Below are 18,518 nucleotides of genomic sequence, written 5' to 3' on the forward strand. Positions count from 1 at the left end.
TTTTGTTCAGTATACGTGAACAATCACTTTGACTGCATAAAAAAGAGCCTGCCCGCGCAGACTCTTCGCTTGAAACTTCTCCCTATTCTTTTCGCCGGTACAAATACATCGTCAGCGGTGCAAAAATCACCACGAAAATCGCAGACACGACGACCACCCAGCCGATTTGCTCCCAAGTACCGTTGCCGTGCATCAATCCGCGAACCGCTGTTGCGAGGATGGAAATCGGATTGATATTGACGAAGCCTTGCAGCCAGGACGGCAAAGTCGACGGATCAACGAATACATTGCTGACAAACGTCAGCGGAAATACCACCAAAAAACTGACCATCATCAAGGATTTTTCAGAGCGCATGATGATGCCTGCAGCTGTCCAGATCCAAGAGAAACTGAACGAAAACAATAAGATGACCAGTACCGCCCCCAATACGCCCATCACTCCGCCTTCCGGACGAAATCCGAGCGCCAGGCCGAGACCTATCATGATAGCGGATGCCAGTGAATAGCGGATGACGTCGACAAGCAATGCGCCAACCAGCGCAGAAGGCAACCAGATCGGCAAAGTACGGAATCGGTCGAATATGCCTTTTCGAATATCATTGTTCAAATCGATACCTGTATACATCGTAATCTGCGACACCGTCATGACCAAAATACCGGGCAACAGAAACTGCAGGTATTCGCCCGTAGACCCTGCAATCGCCCCGCCGAACAAATACGTAAACATCAATAGAAAGATAATCGGAAACACCGTCACGTCAAACATCTGCTCCGGAACATGCTTGATCCGCAGCAAAGCGCGGTGGGCAAACGCCATCGTCGAAGCTAAGGCACTCGGCGGATCCGGCCGCTTGCCACCAGCGACGGCGCTCAAAGGATGCACTTCTTCATAAGCCGTTTTGTCATGTTCGATCTGCACGCTCATGAGTTCTCCTCCTCAGTCGGTTGATCGCTGGCAGATTGTCCGGTCAATGTCAGGAATACTTCATCCAGGCTTGGGCGTCCGAGTGAGAAATCGCTGATGCCAATTTTTTCTTTGCCCAATTCCCCGAGCGCTTCTGCGACGATAGAGGAATCTTTCGCCTGTGCGCTCAGCGTCACCCCGTCTGTCGATGTGTGAACCGGGACGCTGAGCTTTTGTTCCAGGATGGCCGTTGCTTTCGATTGGTCTGCGGCATCGAGCAATTGCACAGTTAATGTGCCGGTCCCGACTGATGCTTTCAATTCATTGCTCGTCCCTTCTGCGATGATCTTGCCATGATTGATGACGGCAATGCGGTCTGCCAGCTGGTCCGCTTCCTCCAAGTTCTGTGTCGTCAACAGCACAGTTGTCCCTGTCTGTACTAGTGCGCGCACAATCTCCCACACCTGGTTGCGGCTGCGCGGATCCAGCCCCGTCGTAGGCTCATCCAGAAACAACAGATCCGGCGTCACGACGATGCTCGCCGCGATATCGATGCGCCGCCTCATACCGCCCGAATACTTTTTCACTTGGCGCTTTGCTGCCTGTTCCAAGCCGAATGCCGACAGCAATTCCGCCGCACGCCGCTTCGCCTCCTTCGTCGTATAGCCCATCAGCCTGGAGATCAGCACCAAGTTCTCAGTTCCAGTCAAGTCTTCATCAATCGATGCATACTGGCCCGTTAAACTGATGCGGCTTTTGATGGCCGCGCTTTCTGTCTTCAAATCATGGCCAAAAATAGAGGCATTGCCGGCGTCCGGTTGGATCAATGTTGCCAACATGCGGATCGTCGTCGTTTTCCCCGCCCCGTTTGGCCCTAAAAATCCGTATACCGTGCCTCTTGGAATCACTAAATCCACGCCGTCTACCGCCCGTTCTTTCCCGTACACTTTCACCAGTCCGGCCGCTTCTACAGCCAATCCGTTCGCCTGCCGCTCCACATTTTTTGTTTCCATGCTCCTCACCTTTTTCTTTGCAGGATACATTCACGTGATTATGGCTTTTATTATAAACTTATCTGCAGAATATTCACTCATTTAATTTCATTATAGAACAAACGTTCTTATTAATCCACTACTTTTTACTCCACAACAAAAACTCCTGCAGCCTAGCAGGAGTTTCAAGATACAGCTATTAAATCGACCAGTTGATCAGCATGCCCGCATGCGTCAAACCGCCGCCAAAACCATACAGCAACAATTGGTCGCCTGCTTTGATGCGGCCGTCCTTCACGCCTTGTGACAGCGATAGCGGAATCGACCCAGCCGATGTATTACCGAAGTATTCGAGTGAATAAATCGTGTTATCAAGCGATAGCCCGCTTCTCGCGCAGATCGATTCGATGATCCGCAAATTGGCACTATGCGGCACGAACCAATCCACTTCGCTTGGCGAGACGCCCGCTTTCTCCATTAATGCACTGACCCCTTTTGGCACCGTGTTGACCGCCCATTTGTATACTTCGCGGCCATTTTGCCAGACCACGTTCCGGGCTGCCAAATCTTCGCCGAACATCTCGCCTGCCAAGTCTGTGCAATACAGATTGTTGGCCAATGCGCCATTCGTTCCCATATGCGATTCGATAAAGCTCGGGTTGTCTATGTCGTGTTCGACCAGGACTGCCCCGCCGCCATCTCCAAATAAGATGCAGGTCGAACGATCGGTGTAATCGAGGATTTTCGAGAAAGTTTCCGCTCCAATAACCAGGATTTTCTTATGCAATCCGGAGGTGATCAAGCCGTTCGCCATCTGAAGGCCGTAAGAAAAGCCTGCGCAAGCTGCGTTCAAATCGATCGCGCCGGCGTTCGGGATGTTCAGTTTTGCTTGGACCATTGCGGACACGCTCGGTGTTTTAAAGTCGGGAGTCATCGTACAGGCAATAATCAGATCGACATCGTCAAACGATTTTCCGTAACGCTCCGCCAAATCCCGTGCAGCTTTCACACTTATATCACTCGTGAATTCATGTTCCCCCGCAATGCGGCGTTCTCTGATGCCGGTGCGCTGGAGGATCCACTCGTCATTTGTTTCTACTAATTCTTCCAAATCCAGGTTCGTCAGCCTCTTTTCAGGAACATACGATCCGATGGCTGTGATTCGTGCTGCTGATTTGCTCATTCATACACCCCTTTAGCTTCTTAACACCATTTTAGCACCTTGTTTTATTATTAGGTACTAATTTGTGAAAATGGTGTTATTTCAGTTCAAAAGTTTCATCTATCACTACAAAAAAAGAGGACGTCCTGCGTGATTGCAGGACGTCCTCAATTAAACAATACAGATATTTTTGTAAACTTTTTAAGTAAACTATACGTAAAGTAACCTCTTTATTTAAGAATCTTTGGATAGTACAAGGCCGTTAAAACGTTACACGGCTCATGCTCCTCTCGCTTTACTTTCTTCATATCCACCCCCTTCACTCAAACAGGACTTCTTCGGTACCCTTCTACAAGTTCACCTTGAGAAAAGTTGTCTTGCCCCTGGGGAAGAAGCCGCATTGCGGTAGCGAGGATGCTCAGGAAGCATGGAGTCCACCAGGCTCTTCACTGCAGGCTGCTGAGAAGTGAACACTTGGTCCTTGTCACGGAACATCTCTGCTATTCGCCCCATGTGCATGATCGCCATCGTGTCTGAAATGGCATAGGCTGCGCGGATATCGTGTGTGATGAATAGATAAGAAAGGCCATGCATCGTTTTCAAGTCCCGCAATAAATCCAAAATGGTCGTTTGGGTCACCATGTCCAGACTGCTGACAGATTCGTCCAGCACGATCATCTTTGGTTTTAACGCAAGTGCCCTTGCAATATTGATGCGCTGCAATTGCCCACCGCTGAATTCGCGCGGGTATTTCTTCATGTCGCCGCTGCTAAGCCCGACCTGCTCCAACAAATCTGCAATCGCCCGCTTCTGCTCGCTGGAAGATAGCTTTTCGTAATTCTCCAAAGGCTCTGCAATGATTTTCTCAGCCGTCAGGCGCGGGTTTACGGAAGAATAACTATCCTGAAACACCACCTGTAAATTTCTGCGCATTTGCTGGCGGCTTTTGGCATCCATCGTGTACAAATCCTGCCCTTGAAAAATCACCTGTCCTTTCTGCGGCTTCTCTAGGCCCAGAATCACTTTTCCGAGCGTACTTTTGCCGGCTCCGCTTGATCCAAGTAGTCCCAGGCAAGTCCCTTCTTCTATCGATAGTGAAACACCGGAAAGAACAGGCTTCACGTCCTGCTTGCGCCAGAAAGAACGGGAGGTGCCGTATGAATGGGTAATATCTTTAACTTCCAATAAACTCATCTATGGCTTCCTCCTTTTTTCAGTCATGAGTTAGATGACGAGCCGGTTCAAGACTTCGTTGCCTGAAAACGTCGGTCTCGACTGCAGCAATTTCTTGGTGTAGTCATGCTGCGGACGATCGAATAATTCGCATACTTCCGCTTGTTCAACGATTTCTCCGCGTCGCATGACCGCCACTTCATCCGCCAGTTGGGAAATCACGCCCAAGTCATGGGAAATCAACAGAATCGCTGTCCCGCATTCTGTCCGCAAACGGTCCAGCTCTTTCAATACTTGCAGCTGATTGGTTACATCCAGCGCAGTTGTCGGTTCGTCGGCAATGACGACCGCTGGGCGCAAAGACATGGAAATCGCGATCATGACCCGTTGCAGCATGCCCCCACTCAATTGAAATGGATATTTTTTCATCAGTTTAGCCGGTTCTTCTAAATTCATGCTTTCCAAAGAGGCTAGAGCCAATTCGACCGCTTGTTTTTTCCCAAGCCCCGTATGCGTACGGATCGTTTCGACAAATTGGTTGCCGATTGTGTAGACCGGCGTAAAAGCGTTCATGGGATTTTGCATGATAAAGCCGATTTCCTTGCCGCGGATATTGCGCATGGTTTTTGGTTCCAAGCCATTCAATTCCTGGCCATTCAGTTGGATGCTTCCCTGGACTTGCATTGCCCGCTGATCCAATAATTGCATCAAAGCCATGGAAGTGACCGTTTTGCCGCTTCCGCTTTCCCCGATCAGCCCGAGCACTTTGCCCGGTTTTATTTCTAAACTGACGTTTCGCACCAAAGGAAGAGCCCCTCGGCTGGATTTGGCAACGATATTCAAATTGTCGACTTGCAGGACATTCGCTTGTGTATGCATGTGTCTTCTCCTTTCAATAACGCCGTTTGACGCCGAACTGCTCTGATAACGATTCACCAATGACATTGAACGAAATGACCACGAACAAAATCATCAAGCCCGGATACAGCATCAGTTCCGGATTGCTTCTCATAAAGCTGGTGCCTTCGTGAATCATCGCGCCCCATTCCGGCGTAGGCGGCTGGATGCCGAGCCCAAGAAACGACAAGGCTGAAATGTCCATGATGGCCCAGCCCATCTCAAGTGTTCCCATGACCATGATCGGCGGCAGTACATTCGGTACGAGATGGCGCCTGATAATCTTCCAATTGGACGACCCGCTGATGCGCGCCGCTGTGATGAAGTTCTGTTCTTTCATCGAGACGACCATGCCGCGGATCATGCGGGCGTAATACACCCACTGCACCATCATCAATGCCACGACCACTTGCCAAAGCCCCGGCCCAAGAAGGCCGACGATTCCTAATACCAATACCAGGTTCGGAAAAGCCATGACGCCGTCGCAAAAACGCATCAATAACGTATCAATCCAGCCACCGCGATAGCCTGATACGGTACCAATGACAAGCCCGATGCCGAGCGATGCCACGAAAATCAAAGTCGCAAAGCCAAGCGACACACGGGCTCCGTACAGCAACCGCGACAGATTGCAGCGTCCCAGCTGATCGGTGCCGAGCGGATAGTCGAGAGACGGCGGTATGAGCTTAAGTGCCAGATTCACTTGAATCGGATCATTCGGGGCGATCCACGGCGCTAGGATGCTGAGGAGGAAGAACACCACCAAAATGCCTGAGCAAATCGCGAATGGCCATTTGCCTTTTAATACAGTTCGTATACGTGCCATCAAAATTGCGCCCTTCCTTCCCGTGAAATGCGCGGATCCAAATACAGCTGGATGATATCCACGATCAAATTGCAGACAATAAACAAACATGCGGCGAGAACTACATAGCTCTGGATGACAGGGATGTCCCGGTTAAAGATAGCTTCGATGAAAAACCGCCCGAAGCCCGGCCAGGAAAAGACTTGCTCGACAATGATCGTTCCCGTGAGCAATTTGCCCAAATTCATTCCAAGGCCCGTCAGCATCGGCGAAATGGAAATTCTCAATACGTGTTTCACCATAATGCCTTTTTCTTTTAATCCGCGCGTTCTGCCATATAAAACATACGCCTGTTCCAATTCCTCCAGCACACTGGCCCGCAACAGCCGTGTGTAAATGGCGATCAAAGCAAGTGACAGAGTGATGCTCGGTAACACGAAATGCTGCCATGTCCCTCGTCCTTCAACCGGAAACAAGTCCAATTTGACGGCAAAGAAGAAAATCAGCACATAGCCAAGCCAGAACTGCGGAATCGATGCGCCTAAATAGGAAAGCAGCCGGCTGAAATGATCCAGCCAGCTGTTCTTATAGACCGCTGATAAAAATCCGAGCGGCACACTTACAATGACGGCGACTAAAATGCTGCTAAAAGCCAACTGAAGTGTTGCCGGCAGACGCGTCGTGATTTCCTGCCATACCGGGGTATTCGTTACGTAAGAGTTGCCGAAATCAAACCGCACGATGTCGGATACTGTCTGAAAATATTGGACAACCAGCGGCCGGTCCAAGCCGAATTCCTGGCGTTTTTCAGCCAGCAACTCTTCTGTCGGATGAATATTGGAAGCCGCAAGATACGCTTCTGCCGGATCCACCGGAGACAGGCGCACCAAAACAAACATCAAGAAAATCGCGAAAAGAATAATTGGAACAACCGCAAAAAGCCGTTTCATGAGATAGGTGACCATTGGATTGCCCTCCTGTTATTACTTGCTTACTGAAATATCGTTGAATGGATGCTCATCGCGGTTGGCCGGAAATTCAAATGATTCGATATCGTTTTGATAAGCCACCGTCTTTTTCATATAAGAAATCGGAATGAAGACTGCTTGTTCCTGCAAGGTGTTTAAAATAGAGCCATATAATTCCTGGCGTTTCGTTTCATCGGTAGAGGCCAGCGCTTCATGTACCTGCTCGTCGAGTTCTGTTTTCATCGGCAGATTGGAATGCGCTTCTGACACTCCCCAGCCGTCTTCAGCGACAACATTGATCATGGAATGCGGGTCATAAGGCGCTCCGTAGTTAGACCAGAAATCCAAATCGAAATTGCCTGCCTTGCGCCGCTCGATTTGCTCGGTCAATTCCAATCCTGCAATGTTCAGTTTGACGCCGATCGCTGACCACTCCGCTTGAAGCGTTTCGGCCATCGCTTTTTGTATCGGGTCGGTCTTGTCGTATATCAGTTCCAGTTCGAGCGGCTGCCCATCTTTTTCACGGACAGCGCCGCCAGATTCAAGTTTCCAACCGGCTTCGTCCAAATAAGAAGCCGCTTTTTCCACGTCGTATTCGACTGCTTCGATGTCTTCTTCCGCATAGGGGAAGTTGGATGACAGAATCGAATCCGCTTTTTCTTCAAGGCCAAGCGTGATGCCTTCGACCATCGCTTGTTTATTGAATCCATGATGGAGCGCCAGGCGCACATTCAAGTCGGATAGCTTTTCGCTCGTCGAATTCACCAGCATCGTTCTCGTTGCCACCGGATCGGATAAATCGGTCGTGTATTCACCGGTTTCTTTTAAATAATTGAACGAATCCATGCTGACCACTCCTTCACCGTAAATCAGGTCAAGCTCGCCTTTTTCAAAAGCGAGGACGCGCGTTTCCGCATCCGGAATAATTTTGATGGTCACTTCTTCTAATTCCGGGCTTTCTCCCCAGTAATCAGGATTGCGTTTGAAAACCGCATATTCATCTGTTTTGTATTCGTCTAATACCCAAGGTCCGGTCCCAACCGGTTCTGTGATTCCTTTAGATGTGTCGCCATCTTCCGGGAATCCAGCTTCGCCCAGGATGCGTACCGGGCGAACGACCGCTAAATCCTGCAAAGCCGGATAATACGCTTGTGTCAGTACCATTTTGAATGTCAGCTCATCCACAACTTCGATCTTGTCGAGCACATTGATGACGCCAAGCCAGCTGTGGGAGTTTTTATTGGCCAGGACTGCATCAAAATTCTTTTTGACCACTTCTGAAGTGAGCGAAGAACCATCAGTAAACTGCACGCCTTCGCGCAGCTTGAACGTATACTCAAGGCCATCTTCCGACACTGTCCACGACTCAGCCAGGTGGGGCTCAATCTCCCCACCTTCTTCATAGCTGACTAGCGGTTCGTAAATCATCGATTGCGTGATTAATTGTGACGGATTATAGACATGCGGATTCATCGGACCGATATCACGCGGCCAAGACATCGTAATGGAATTTGGGTTATCGCTTTGTGCTTCTGCTGATCCCGTTGCATCATCGTTTGAGCAGGCGCTCAATACAAGCGCGGCACAAGCGGCGAGGGCTAAAAATAAGTTCGTTTTGCTGTTATGTATTTTCATGGTTAATAGGTTCCTCTCTTATCATTACCACTGATAATGATTCTCAATATCACTTAAGTAAATATAATGATATATCCAGGGTTTGTCAACGTGAATTATTAATGAAGGGGAACTATTATTCATTTTTAACAACCGATTCACATACTACAATGAAAAATCCCAACCAATTGCAAAGAGAGAATGTAAAAAAGACCGCATCCCAGTAGTGGACATTCGGTCTTTTCGCAGCAGAAAAATCATTGCTTAACTTTCTCTATCTCGCCTCTCAAATAGTCTCTCGCAGCATATAATTCCTCTTTCGGAAAAACAGTATTCATGCGATCCGATTCGTAAGCTTCAGTAACTTGCTCAATGAGCCCCGTGAACTTTTCCGGTAAATTTTCCTTTCCCCATGCACCCGCCTCTAGCTTCGAGCAGATTTCGCGATCTTTCAAATACCAATACACACGAATTAAATTCAATGTGCAATACACGGGACACTCATCGATCTTTTCCAAACATTCTTCATAATCATCCAAAATAGCGGCTAGATAATGGTTGTGAGGAATGCTTGGAAATATTTCTTGAATCGGACGGCCCAACAAGCAAATGCCGCGGTGATTTAGAATGGTGAAATGTGCAGCCAAGTCGTCGTCGGTCTTTTCTACGTCGTTCAAATACAAAGTAGTCGCGTTTTTCAATTCCACCTCAAAACGCTCCCGCCAAAATTCACTGAAATGAAAATCATAAACCATTGGATGCCTCCAATTTTCTAATTGCGAGAGGCTTAGTGAACTGATTTCGATTGGAAAAGGCCGGTTGGAATGCTGCAAAAAGAACTGAGCCAATACACGTTTCGTTTGAACGGATAGGAGCTGCTCTGTCACAACAATCAAATCGATATCGCTTTTTCTTGGATTGAATCCGCCCATCGCCAGGGAGCCGTGTAAATAAACACCTACCATCTTTCCGTCGAGTAGGACTGCGAGCTTGCCAATCAATTCATGTAAAAAAGGCTTTATTTCGTATGAGCCATTGTCCCAGTTGTACTCCACAAAAACCTCTCCTTTAGATCTCTCCTGCTAAACGAGCACTTCATGTTCACGCTCCTCTTCCTCTTCTTCAAAGAACCTGGCTTTCTCGGGCTTCATCACAAAGAACGCTAGCACCATAGCTGCCATGAGCATGGCCACCGCTAAGGCGACGATCGTGATTCGCAGCGAAATGACGTCCGCAAATACGCCGACCGCCAGCAGAATGACAATTTGCAGGACGCTTTGGAATAGCTGGAAGATGCTGGTGATGCGTCCCATTAGCGCTACCGGAATATTGTTCTGATAAAACGTGGCGATTCCGGCGTTCATAAAGACGATGAAGAATCCGAGGATTAAAAATCCGACCATCACGGAGGTGAACGACCAGGAGAATGCATAGACCACATAGCCAATCGTCGTCATAATCAAGCCGAAGACCATCATGAAGCGCAAGGACAGTTTGGAAGAAAAAATTGACAGCAACATGCCGCCACTGACCGAACCGATGCCGGTGATGCTGATCAATAAGCTATAATCCAATTCAGACAAGCCGATAACTCGCTGGGTGAAGACCACTTCCTGCGCATCCATTGCGAAGGAAAAAATCAGGACCACGGTAAAGCTCAGATAAATAAACGTGATGTATTTATGTTTGGAGACAAAGTCCGTGACAACTGAAAAATCGCGCATCACTTGCGAAACCGTTAAAGAAGGAATCGCTGAACGGTCGATATCTTCCATTTTCGGCAGCTGAACGATTAACAATGCTGCCAGGATAAAGAACAGCGCATTTACCCATAGCGTCGCTTCGATGGAACTGCCGAGAATCAACACACCGCCAATAGCCGGCCCGATAATGAACGCACCGGAAGAAGTAAACGAACGAATCGCGTTAAAGCGTTTTCGCTTCCGCTTCGGCACCAGCATGGTAATATAAGTGACCGACGAAGGGCCGAAAAAGGATTTTGCAATGCTAAGGAAAATTAAGATGATGTAAATGATGAAAACATTAGGTGCGAACGGTATAAGTGCGATAAATGCTGCCCTGAACAAATACGTGGAGACAATGACCGCTTTTTTGCTCCGGTAATCGATGAAGCTGCCTGTCCAAAACTTCGTTAAAATATTGACGATCGGGCCAACAATCCATAGCCCCGCGACAGCTGCCGCAGAACCAGTCATCTGATAGACGATGATATTGATTGCCACTAAATAGATGAAATCCCCGATGCCTGCAATCCCAAGCGACAGTAAGAGAACCGATGGATCTTTCCATCCTTTGAGTTTTTTGCCCATTCTGCTTCCCCCTCAAACTGCAAGCCTAAGTTAAAGCATACGCTTTCGTATCCACCAACAATGCCGCCAGCTGTTGAAACAAGTGGCGCTGCGCCGGATTGTGCCAATCTTCTTCTACATCCGCCATGAGCCACATGACTTCATCAAGAAACACATGCTCAAGCGCTTTTGGCCAAAGCAATTTTTCTTCCGCGGTCAATGTGATGAACTCGTTATATCCTGTTAAAAACAGCTTCCACTGGCTTTCAGTGAACGGTTTATCCGGCGCAGAAGGCAGTTCATTGTGAAATAGCAGCAACACGAGCGCTAAGTCGAAAATCCGGGGAACCCATCCGGCATTGTCAGGATCAATCAAATGAGGGCGCGGCGTATACACCAGGTTGTTCGCTTTGAAATCGTGCGGTGTGGCCACATGCACCAACCCCGCACCCTTCAGCTCGTCTTGCTGAGCGACCGCTTGAAAGAGCCGCTTTTCCAGTTCTATTGGAAGTTCCACCTCGTGTGTACTGGCATGCACAGCGATGCGGTTCACACTTTGGGTTACTTCTTCTTCATTGAAATCAAATACATCATACGGATCCAAGCCGAATTCATTTTCCACTGGAGAAAACGAATGGATTTTCCCCAATAATCTGCCGGCTTCGACAATTTCTGCGTCTTTTCCCGAGTACGGATGGCCTTCGATAAACGGATACACGACATAAGTCGCTTCCCCAATTGTCGCCGGGTTTGGCGCTGACATTTCCACCGGCACCACCACATCAATGCCTTGTTGTTCTAAATTTTTCGTGTACGCCACAAAACGCTGTGCTTTTTGGTACGGATGCTGTGTTTTTTTGATGATCCAATCGTTTTCCGCTCCCTTGATGCGATAAACCGGCGAAAAAGGATAAATGCTGATCGGTTCTTCTTCGATTTGAAACCCAAAACTTTTTATGATCGCTGAAGCTTTCATTGTGATCCCTCCATATTATTTTTTCTCTCTTTTTCTTTCAGCATAGTCCTTCAAAAACTTCTGCTCCTTCTTCATACTAATTAAACTCCATACTAAATAGATAAAAATCGATATCCCAATCATTAACAACGAAGCATTGAATACAAAATCAAAATCCATCTCCCTTACAGTTTGATCGACTCCGGCTAAATTTTTATGCTCGTTGGTGATGCTTTCGTAATCGAAAAAGAAGAAGGAAAGAACTAAACCTAAAACCAATCCACCCATCAACGAAATACTTAATTTCTTCATTTGAAGGTCGCCCCCTATAAATTAAGTGGAGCATATCGAAACCAAAATTCGCATGCTCTTCTTTTGGCTCTTCGATATTAGAGGATAAGCTCGGCCACCTAGTTGAAAAATGGAAACAAGCGAAAACCAACTTGTTGACAACCCCGCGATCCTTAATAGAATATGTACGTGTAACGCAAATGATGACATGAAGAGTGAAGAGGAGGAATTTTTGATGAAATTATTGGTGACAGGTGCAACCGGCAAACTGGGCTCAAAAGTAATATCATCCTTATTGAAATCCGTGGCTGCCGAGGATCTTGCAGTAAGTGTCCGCAATCCCAACAAAGCCGAGGAACTCCGTGAACTCGGAGTGGACGTCCGTCATGGAGATTTCGATCATCCTGATACGTTGGACCATGCGTTTAAAGATGTTGACCGCTTGCTGATCATTTCAACGGACGGCGATAATGAAACCAGAATCCGCCAGCACGGCAATGCGGTTCAAGCCGCTGAACGCGCTGGGGTCAAGTTCATCGCTTACACAAGCATCGCCAACGCAACGGACAGCGAAAATTTAATGGCGCCTCCTCATGTCGCAACGGAAGCCGCAATCATCAAAACCGGTATTCCTTATACATTCTTGCGCAATAATTGGTATTTGGAAAACGAAATCGGCAGCATTCAAGCGGTAAAGGCAGGCGCCCCGTGGGCAACGTCTGCCGGAGATGGCAAAGTCGGCTGGGCTTTGCAGCAGGATTATGCTGACGCCGCAGCAGCCGTATTGACTGGCAGCGGCCATGAAAATAAAGTCTATGAACTCTCCGGCCCACTGTTAACGCAGGAACAATTGGCATCTGCTGTCGGCAAGGTGCTGGACAAACTCATTGAAGTGAAACAAGTCAGCGACGAGGAATATGCGGAAATCATGAAAAGCGCTGGACTGCCGGATTTTGCAATTCCGATCGTCGTCGGCATTCAACAAAGCATACGCAACGGTTCACTTGAAGTGGAAAACAGCGATTTCGAAAAAGTTTTGGGCCGTTCCCTTACACCGATCGAAAAAGGACTGGCCAAGCTAGTTTCTGAATAAAAATAATCCAAAAAAACGGAGCTGTTCTTTTCGAGCGGCTCCGTTTTTTTCATCTCTAATGGAATGGAACATCCTAATTGGACTTTCCATTAGGTTTTGGCAAGAAAAAGACTGCGCCTCCCCTGAAATAACCGCCCATTGCTGCAAGTCCAGCGCCAACTGCTACCGCTAAAGTGGATAAGGATGTTGATAAATATACACCTGCCATGAACATTATTAAGCCTGTGGAAAACATATTGGCGGTTTTCATCATTTCCTACAGCTCCTTCAACAAGTTATCCCCGTTTTCTCTATAAAATCAGCTCAATTTCAAGCGTCAAGCTGCCACAGTCACTTTCCCGCTCCAGCTAATACATGCTGTGGATAGATTCCGTACGCTTTTCAATATTTTTATCCACAGGGTCTAACTTTTTCTAGTTCACGAAAAGAGAGCATAGTATTTTTTTACCAAAGGCCAAGCGCTTTCCACCACAGGCCTCCTGCGCCAAACCAGACGACTATGTGGATAAGGGAAATGATGAACCCAAGGCTCCACCATTTCTTTTGGCTGACATAGCCGCTACCGAAGAAGACGGGTGCGGGCCCTGCGCCGTAATGCGTCAAGCAGCTGAACAAGTTGGAGAAGAATGCGAGGATCAGCGCTGACAACAGCGGCGGTGCACCTGACGCGACGATGACGGATAAGAACGCCGCATACATCGCGCTGACGTGAGCCGTGTTGCTGGCGAAAAAGTAATGTGAATAGAAATAGACGATCGCCAGAATCACTAAGGTCATTATCCAAGACATTTGTCCGACCGAATTCCCCATCAAATCGCTAAACCAAGGAATCATGCCCAATTCGTTCAAATATGTCGCCATCATGACCAGCACGGAGAACCAGACGAGCGTATCCCAGGCGCCTTGTTCTTTCTTGATATCCGACCAGGTCAACACACCGCTGAGCAGCAGGACACAGAGCCCGACGAACGCACTGGTCGTCGCACTGATGCCGAAGTTTCCGCCAAAAATCCATAGCGATAACAGCAGGACGAAGACGCCGATCATATAGCGTTCTTCTTTTTTCAGCGGGCCCATTTCCTTCAATTTCTCTACCGCAATTGCAGAGGCTTCCGGTGTTTCCTTTAATTCAGGCGGGTACAGTTTGTAAATGACAAAAGGAATGAGCGCTAAACTAATCAAGCCGGGCACCAACGCTGCGAGCGCCCAACCGCCCCAGGTGATTGTCTCTCCTGTAATTTCCTGTGTAATCTGGACAGCGAGCGGATTCGCAGCCATGGCTGTTACGAACATGGCTGAAGTGATCATATCTCCTTGAAAAGAAACCTTGACCAAAAACGCCCCGATGCGCCGCTCTGTGCCATCTCCGACTCTCGATCCGTACGTTTCAGAAAGAGAGCGGATGATCGGGAAAATGATTCCGCCAGCTCGCGCGGTATTGGATGGCATGGCGGGTGCCAAGATCAAATCACTCAGCAGCATAGAATACGACAAGCCGAGCGTTTTCTTGCCAAACATCCGGACAAACACATAAGAAACCCGTGTGCCCAAACCGGTTTTGATAAATCCGCGGGAAATGAAAAAAGCGATGACAATCAACCAGATTGTCGTATTTTGAAATCCGCTTAACGATTGTTCCAAGGTAAGAATTTGAGTTAACGCAATCACTGTCAGTGCGATGATGGCCGTGCTTCCCATCGGGACCGGTTTGATCACCAATGCCACAATCGTCGCTACAAAAATACTAAACAAATGCCAGGCATCCGTTTCCAACCCAGAAGGTGCAGGAATGAACCAGATAATCGCTCCGATAGCGACACAAATCAAGAGCGACTTCCAGTTCACTTCCCCTTGTTTTTGAGTATTCATCCTACTTCTCCTTTTCAAAAGCTTTATTTTCTGCAAGGAGGATTATACGCCTATCTGGCTATTGAATGAATTTATTAGCTCGGCTTTTTTTCTTGAATTGGAGGACAGGAAACTGACCGATTCCAACTGGCAATGGAGATCACGATGGGCTAGTTCAGTTCGTTCATCGGCTCTGTTTCATCGAACCCTCAGCCGCAAGTTTTCTTCTATTTAACCTGGACACGATAACAAACAGCATAGCGATAAGATTGGCCAAAAACATGATGAAGTAATATATATGCGTATCGCCTTCCAATAAATAAGTTCCGTATCTGAACGTATTGATTGCTAGGATAATAACTAAAAAGATTTGGATTTTTTTATTCACAATTGACCTCCTTCGAATATTCCTTATTAGATAAAAAAGCAGTATTGCCTCACTCTTACTATATCCAATTATTGTATATACATCCAACTAATTTACAGAATATTGTAGTACAATGTAAAAAAACATCTTATACCGGATTTTGAGACTTCACAGCATTAGAAAAGTGAGAAATTTATATAAAAGGAGGTATAAGACAGTGGAAAAATTGCGCATGCACTCTTCAAAATAAACATTTTGAGGAGGAAAAAATAGTGGACATTGTATTTAAAGAAGGACAAGAGATCACTCAAAGCCAATTGCAGTCACTTTATGAAGATGTGGAATGGTTCGCCTATACAAAGGATATGGCTCAGCTGGAGAAAGCCTTGGCCCATTCGCTTTATGTACTATCGGCGTGGGAAAAAGACCATTTAATTGGGTTGATCCGAGTCGTCGGTGACGGGCTCACCATCGTGTATATCCAAGACATTCTCGTGTTGACGAGTCATCAAAGTCGAGGAATTGCGTCTGGCCTCATGAAACAAACGCTAGAAAAATTCAAAGATGTTCGCCAGAAAGTGCTGCTGACGGAAGAAGCGCCGGATGTGCGCCATTTTTATGAAAAGAATGGTTTTAGTTCCTGTGATGCAGGGACGCTGGTCGCTTTTGCGAAAATGAATTAATTTTATATAAAAATAAAAAAGCGTATTCGATAAAATCGAATACGCTTTTTTCAGAGTGTTGAATAACTCTAAACTCTTCTCCTTTTATCAAAAATAGATTCTTTGCTACATAATAAACACATTCCAATCTTTAAGTGTTTAGAGAAAGCGATATTTAACCCAAACCGGAGGAGTGAAGCGGAAGCCGGTGACTCCGGCGGGAACAGCGCGAGCCGAAGACCCTGCAGGAGCGCCAGCGACGAAGCGGCTGAGGCCGTGCCCGCGGAAAGCGTCCGGCTGGAGCGAAACGCAAAAAAGCTGTCAAGGTTTCTCGACAGCCTGAAAAAAGCGTATTCGATAAAATCGAATACGCTTTTTTAGGACTTGCGCCATCAAGGGAACTTCTCCGCTTTATTAATTTCAAGACATTTACACCCTCATTTTATACACTCGGTTTAATTAAAGTTATAATGAAACCAATCGATAAAAGTACGTATAGAGGTGGTATAAGATGATGAATACCTTCCACAAACATAAACTGCATGAAGTCGCACCCAAACCCAAGCATACGCTTCAGTTTAATGAGAAGACAGCGCCTGAAGAGCTCCGGGCAATCATCGATAAATTATCGGCAATCCTCAGCGAAGCCCGCACACAGCAGCGCGAAGTCGTTTATTTGTGTATCGGATCCGACCGGTACATCGGCGATTCCTTGGGGCCTCTCACCGGAAGCTTAATTGCACAAAACGCCAAGACCCAGCGCGTATACGGGACATTGGAAGAGCCAATCCATGCGTTCAATTTAAAGCCTGCTTTAAAAGACATCCAAAAAACCTATGACGCCCCGCTGATCATCTGCGTAGATGCCAGCCTCGGCACGAAAGAACAAGTCGGCGATGTGTTGTTTGTAGACGCTCCCCTGCTGCCGGGAAAAGCGCTGGAGAGAATGCTTCCTGAAACCGGCGATTATCATTTCCAAGGGATCGTGAACTATTTAGATCCCCTCCCGACCTCGCAGTTCTTGAACGACACTCGCCTCCATACAGTCATGAAACTGTCTCAATTAATCGCTCACATCATCACAGAAAGCGAACAACAAGCAAGCCAATAAAAAAGATTCCGCCCCAGTCGGGCGGAATCTTTTTTAAGTTAAATTGCCCCAGTAATGAAAGCAACTATAATAATGGATAAGCAGCAAAGAAACGCCCATTTGAATGCGAATTTCTGCATTTCCCCGAAATCTTTTCTTATCATTCCCACAACCAATAAGGTCGAGGCTACCAATGGGCTCAAGAAGTGGATCGGCTGCCCTAAAACGGAAGCGCGTGCGATCTCAAGGGGACTCACGCCATACGCTGCGCCTGCTTCCGCTAAAATCGGCAACACTCCGAAATAATAAGCATCGTTCGATAAGGCGAAAGTGAACGGCATGCTCGTAATGGCAACGATCAGCGGATAATAAGAGCCGACAGAAGCAGGGATAATCGAAATCAACGAGTTGGAGATCGCATCCACCATTTGAGTTCCGGAAAAGATTCCGGAGAAGATGCCGGCCGCAAAGACCAATACCACGACAGTGATGGCATTGCCGGAATGTGCCAAAATGCGTTCCTTTTGCATTTGCAGGTCGGGATAATTAATCGCAGCCGCCAACACGAAGCCGATCAAGAAACTGACGGCAGCTGGCAACAGGCCCATCACCAATACGGTCATAACGGCCAGCACCAACACAAGGTTGACCCAGATCAATTGCGGCTTTTTCAAGTCATCGTCCAATGCATGTGTAGCGGCAACTTGAAGCATGCTCTCAGAATTGGCAGGAATGTTTTCCACTTTAATGATGCCGAGCCGCTCGCGCTCTTTTTTGCCCATCATATACGCAATCCCCAAAATGCTCAGGATCCCCGCAAACATCGTCGGAAGAATCGGGATGAAAAACTCGTTGGCGTCCAAGCCTAACGCAGCGATAGCCCTTGTCGCCGGTCCACCCCACGGCGTCATGCCGCTGATGATACTGACGGACATTATGGAAATGGTCGCCAGCACTAACGGGTTCATGCCGAGACGGATATAAAGAGCGAGCATCGCCGAAATGGTGATCATATGTGTCGTCGTGCCATCGCCGTCCAATGACGCAATCATGGCGATAACCGCTGTTCCGATCGCAATCTTCACCGGATCCCCTTTCACCAACTTCATGACCTTTTTGATCAAGGGATCAAACAGCCCGGCATCGATTAAAATGCCAAAGAATAAAATAGCAAACAGCAATAAAGCGGCGGATGGTGCGACTTGTTTTAGCCCGTCCATCATCATCGTGCCTAATCCGGACCAAAACCCGCCGATTAAAGCAAATACAATCGGGACCACTACCAGTGCAGAAACTGGTGACATTTTTTTCGCCATTATCAAATACGTAAAGACAACTACCATGGAAACCCCTAAAAGTGTAAGAATATAAATTCCCCCTCTAAATGT

19 protein-coding genes are annotated in these 18,518 nt (G+C 47.5%); 3 read left to right on the forward strand and 16 right to left on the reverse strand.

The features are described 5' to 3' along the window. Positions 1 to 82: 82 nt before the first annotated feature. The 12 genes from ACFO5U_RS11430 to ACFO5U_RS11485 all read right to left on the reverse strand — a co-directional run bounded on the left by ACFO5U_RS11430 (position 83) and on the right by ACFO5U_RS11485 (position 12,091). On the reverse strand, positions 83 to 925 hold the full coding sequence (locus tag ACFO5U_RS11430; RefSeq protein ID WP_377279193.1) for an ABC transporter permease: 843 nt from the start codon (positions 923 to 925) through the stop codon (positions 83 to 85). Further along, positions 922 to 1,917 carry an ATP-binding cassette domain-containing protein gene (locus ACFO5U_RS11435; RefSeq protein WP_377279194.1) on the reverse strand — a complete coding sequence of 332 codons (996 nt, stop codon included), beginning with the start codon at positions 1,915 to 1,917 and terminating at the stop codon, positions 922 to 924. Before ACFO5U_RS11435 ends, ACFO5U_RS11430 begins: the two co-directional genes overlap by 4 nt. Before the next feature lie 178 nt (positions 1,918 to 2,095). Beyond that, a complete protein-coding gene (locus tag ACFO5U_RS11440; RefSeq protein WP_377279195.1) occupies positions 2,096 to 3,079 on the reverse strand; it encodes a ketoacyl-ACP synthase III in 984 nt (327 codons plus the stop codon). A gap of 336 nt (positions 3,080 to 3,415) precedes the next feature. Further along, a complete protein-coding gene (nikE, locus tag ACFO5U_RS11445) occupies positions 3,416 to 4,252 on the reverse strand; it encodes a nickel import ATP-binding protein NikE (RefSeq protein WP_377279196.1) in 837 nt (278 codons plus the stop codon). 30 nt (positions 4,253 to 4,282) lie between these two features. Then, a complete protein-coding gene (locus ACFO5U_RS11450; protein ID WP_377279197.1) occupies positions 4,283 to 5,110 on the reverse strand; it encodes an ABC transporter ATP-binding protein in 828 nt (275 codons plus the stop codon). A gap of 13 nt (positions 5,111 to 5,123) precedes the next feature. After that, positions 5,124 to 5,954, reverse strand: coding sequence for a nickel ABC transporter permease subunit NikC (gene nikC / locus ACFO5U_RS11455; protein ID WP_377279198.1), 831 nt, complete (start codon positions 5,952 to 5,954; stop codon positions 5,124 to 5,126). Next, positions 5,954 to 6,898 carry a nickel ABC transporter permease subunit NikB gene (gene nikB, locus ACFO5U_RS11460; protein WP_377279199.1) on the reverse strand — a complete coding sequence of 315 codons (945 nt, stop codon included), beginning with the start codon at positions 6,896 to 6,898 and terminating at the stop codon, positions 5,954 to 5,956. Before nikB ends, nikC begins: the two co-directional genes overlap by 1 nt. Positions 6,899 to 6,916: 18 nt before the next feature. Next, positions 6,917 to 8,536 carry a nickel ABC transporter substrate-binding protein gene (nikA, locus tag ACFO5U_RS11465; RefSeq protein ID WP_377279200.1) on the reverse strand — a complete coding sequence of 540 codons (1,620 nt, stop codon included), beginning with the start codon at positions 8,534 to 8,536 and terminating at the stop codon, positions 6,917 to 6,919. A gap of 236 nt (positions 8,537 to 8,772) precedes the next feature. After that, positions 8,773 to 9,570, reverse strand: coding sequence for an aminoglycoside adenylyltransferase domain-containing protein (locus ACFO5U_RS11470; RefSeq protein ID WP_377279201.1), 798 nt, complete (start codon positions 9,568 to 9,570; stop codon positions 8,773 to 8,775). Between the two features lie 27 nt (positions 9,571 to 9,597). After that, entirely contained in the window at positions 9,598 to 10,845 is a 1,248-nt protein-coding gene (locus tag ACFO5U_RS11475) for an MFS transporter (RefSeq protein ID WP_377279202.1), read from the reverse strand. Between the two features lie 25 nt (positions 10,846 to 10,870). Beyond that, a complete protein-coding gene (locus tag ACFO5U_RS11480; protein WP_377279203.1) occupies positions 10,871 to 11,800 on the reverse strand; it encodes a phosphotransferase in 930 nt (309 codons plus the stop codon). Positions 11,801 to 11,815: 15 nt separating this feature from the next. Beyond that, positions 11,816 to 12,091, reverse strand: coding sequence for a hypothetical protein (locus ACFO5U_RS11485; RefSeq protein WP_377279204.1), 276 nt, complete (start codon positions 12,089 to 12,091; stop codon positions 11,816 to 11,818). Positions 12,092 to 12,305: 214 nt separating this feature from the next. On the opposite strand from ACFO5U_RS11485, the gene ACFO5U_RS11490 reads away from it, so the two are divergent. Beyond that, positions 12,306 to 13,163 carry an SDR family oxidoreductase gene (locus ACFO5U_RS11490; protein ID WP_377279205.1) on the forward strand — a complete coding sequence of 286 codons (858 nt, stop codon included), beginning with the start codon at positions 12,306 to 12,308 and terminating at the stop codon, positions 13,161 to 13,163. Between the two features lie 73 nt (positions 13,164 to 13,236). Here the strand turns inward: ACFO5U_RS11490 and ACFO5U_RS11495 are convergent, their stop codons facing one another. The 3 genes from ACFO5U_RS11495 to ACFO5U_RS11505 form a co-directional block, all read right to left on the reverse strand. Continuing rightward, positions 13,237 to 13,416, reverse strand: a complete 180-nt coding sequence (locus ACFO5U_RS11495) for a hypothetical protein (RefSeq protein WP_377279206.1) — start codon at positions 13,414 to 13,416, stop codon at positions 13,237 to 13,239. 191 nt (positions 13,417 to 13,607) lie between these two features. Further along, complete coding sequence (locus ACFO5U_RS11500; protein WP_377279207.1) at positions 13,608 to 15,032, reverse strand: anion permease; 1,425 nt, start codon at positions 15,030 to 15,032, stop codon at positions 13,608 to 13,610. Between the two features lie 163 nt (positions 15,033 to 15,195). Next, entirely contained in the window at positions 15,196 to 15,399 is a 204-nt protein-coding gene (locus ACFO5U_RS11505; protein ID WP_377279208.1) for a hypothetical protein, read from the reverse strand. A gap of 251 nt (positions 15,400 to 15,650) precedes the next feature. On the opposite strand from ACFO5U_RS11505, the gene ACFO5U_RS11510 reads away from it, so the two are divergent. Both ACFO5U_RS11510 and yyaC read left to right on the forward strand, forming a co-directional pair. Continuing rightward, the gene (locus ACFO5U_RS11510) at positions 15,651 to 16,061 is read left to right on the forward strand and encodes a GNAT family N-acetyltransferase (protein WP_377279209.1); all 411 of its coding nucleotides are present in this window, start codon (positions 15,651 to 15,653) and stop codon (positions 16,059 to 16,061) included. A gap of 490 nt (positions 16,062 to 16,551) precedes the next feature. After that, on the forward strand, positions 16,552 to 17,151 hold the full coding sequence (yyaC, locus tag ACFO5U_RS11515) for a spore protease YyaC (RefSeq protein ID WP_377279210.1): 600 nt from the start codon (positions 16,552 to 16,554) through the stop codon (positions 17,149 to 17,151). Between the two features lie 38 nt (positions 17,152 to 17,189). On the opposite strand, the gene ACFO5U_RS11520 is transcribed toward yyaC, so the two are convergent. Then, positions 17,190 to 18,497 carry a CitMHS family transporter gene (locus ACFO5U_RS11520; RefSeq protein ID WP_377279497.1) on the reverse strand — a complete coding sequence of 436 codons (1,308 nt, stop codon included), beginning with the start codon at positions 18,495 to 18,497 and terminating at the stop codon, positions 17,190 to 17,192. Positions 18,498 to 18,518 lie beyond the last annotated feature (21 nt).

It is taken from the genome of Planococcus dechangensis (assembly GCF_042654465.1).
In the GTDB taxonomy this organism is placed as follows: domain Bacteria; phylum Bacillota; class Bacilli; order Bacillales_A; family Planococcaceae; genus Planococcus; species Planococcus dechangensis.

What these genes read in the sequence shown, in the direction of transcription:
- ACFO5U_RS11450 (WP_377279197.1), bottom strand. Translation starts at nt 5,110, where the DNA reads ATGCATACACAAGCGAATGTCCTGCAAGTCGACAATTTGAATATCGTT.
- ACFO5U_RS11475 (WP_377279202.1), bottom strand. Translation starts at nt 10,845, where the DNA reads ATGGGCAAAAAACTCAAAGGATGGAAAGATCCATCGGTTCTCTTACTG.
- ACFO5U_RS11435 (WP_377279194.1), bottom strand. Translation starts at nt 1,917, where the DNA reads ATGGAAACAAAAAATGTGGAGCGGCAGGCGAACGGATTGGCTGTAGAA.
- nikC (WP_377279198.1), bottom strand. Translation starts at nt 5,954, where the DNA reads ATGGCACGTATACGAACTGTATTAAAAGGCAAATGGCCATTCGCGATT.
- ACFO5U_RS11500 (WP_377279207.1), bottom strand. Translation starts at nt 15,032, where the DNA reads ATGAATACTCAAAAACAAGGGGAAGTGAACTGGAAGTCGCTCTTGATT.
- nikA (WP_377279200.1), bottom strand. Translation starts at nt 8,536, where the DNA reads ATGAAAATACATAACAGCAAAACGAACTTATTTTTAGCCCTCGCCGCT.
- nikE (WP_377279196.1), bottom strand. Translation starts at nt 4,252, where the DNA reads ATGAGTTTATTGGAAGTTAAAGATATTACCCATTCATACGGCACCTCC.
- ACFO5U_RS11485 (WP_377279204.1), bottom strand. Translation starts at nt 12,091, where the DNA reads ATGAAGAAATTAAGTATTTCGTTGATGGGTGGATTGGTTTTAGGTTTA.
- ACFO5U_RS11495 (WP_377279206.1), bottom strand. Translation starts at nt 13,416, where the DNA reads ATGATGAAAACCGCCAATATGTTTTCCACAGGCTTAATAATGTTCATG.
- nikB (WP_377279199.1), bottom strand. Translation starts at nt 6,898, where the DNA reads ATGGTCACCTATCTCATGAAACGGCTTTTTGCGGTTGTTCCAATTATT.
- ACFO5U_RS11430 (WP_377279193.1), bottom strand. Translation starts at nt 925, where the DNA reads ATGAGCGTGCAGATCGAACATGACAAAACGGCTTATGAAGAAGTGCAT.
- ACFO5U_RS11440 (WP_377279195.1), bottom strand. Translation starts at nt 3,079, where the DNA reads ATGAGCAAATCAGCAGCACGAATCACAGCCATCGGATCGTATGTTCCT.
- yyaC (WP_377279210.1), top strand. Translation starts at nt 16,552, where the DNA reads ATGATGAATACCTTCCACAAACATAAACTGCATGAAGTCGCACCCAAA.
- ACFO5U_RS11490 (WP_377279205.1), top strand. Translation starts at nt 12,306, where the DNA reads ATGAAATTATTGGTGACAGGTGCAACCGGCAAACTGGGCTCAAAAGTA.
- ACFO5U_RS11480 (WP_377279203.1), bottom strand. Translation starts at nt 11,800, where the DNA reads ATGAAAGCTTCAGCGATCATAAAAAGTTTTGGGTTTCAAATCGAAGAA.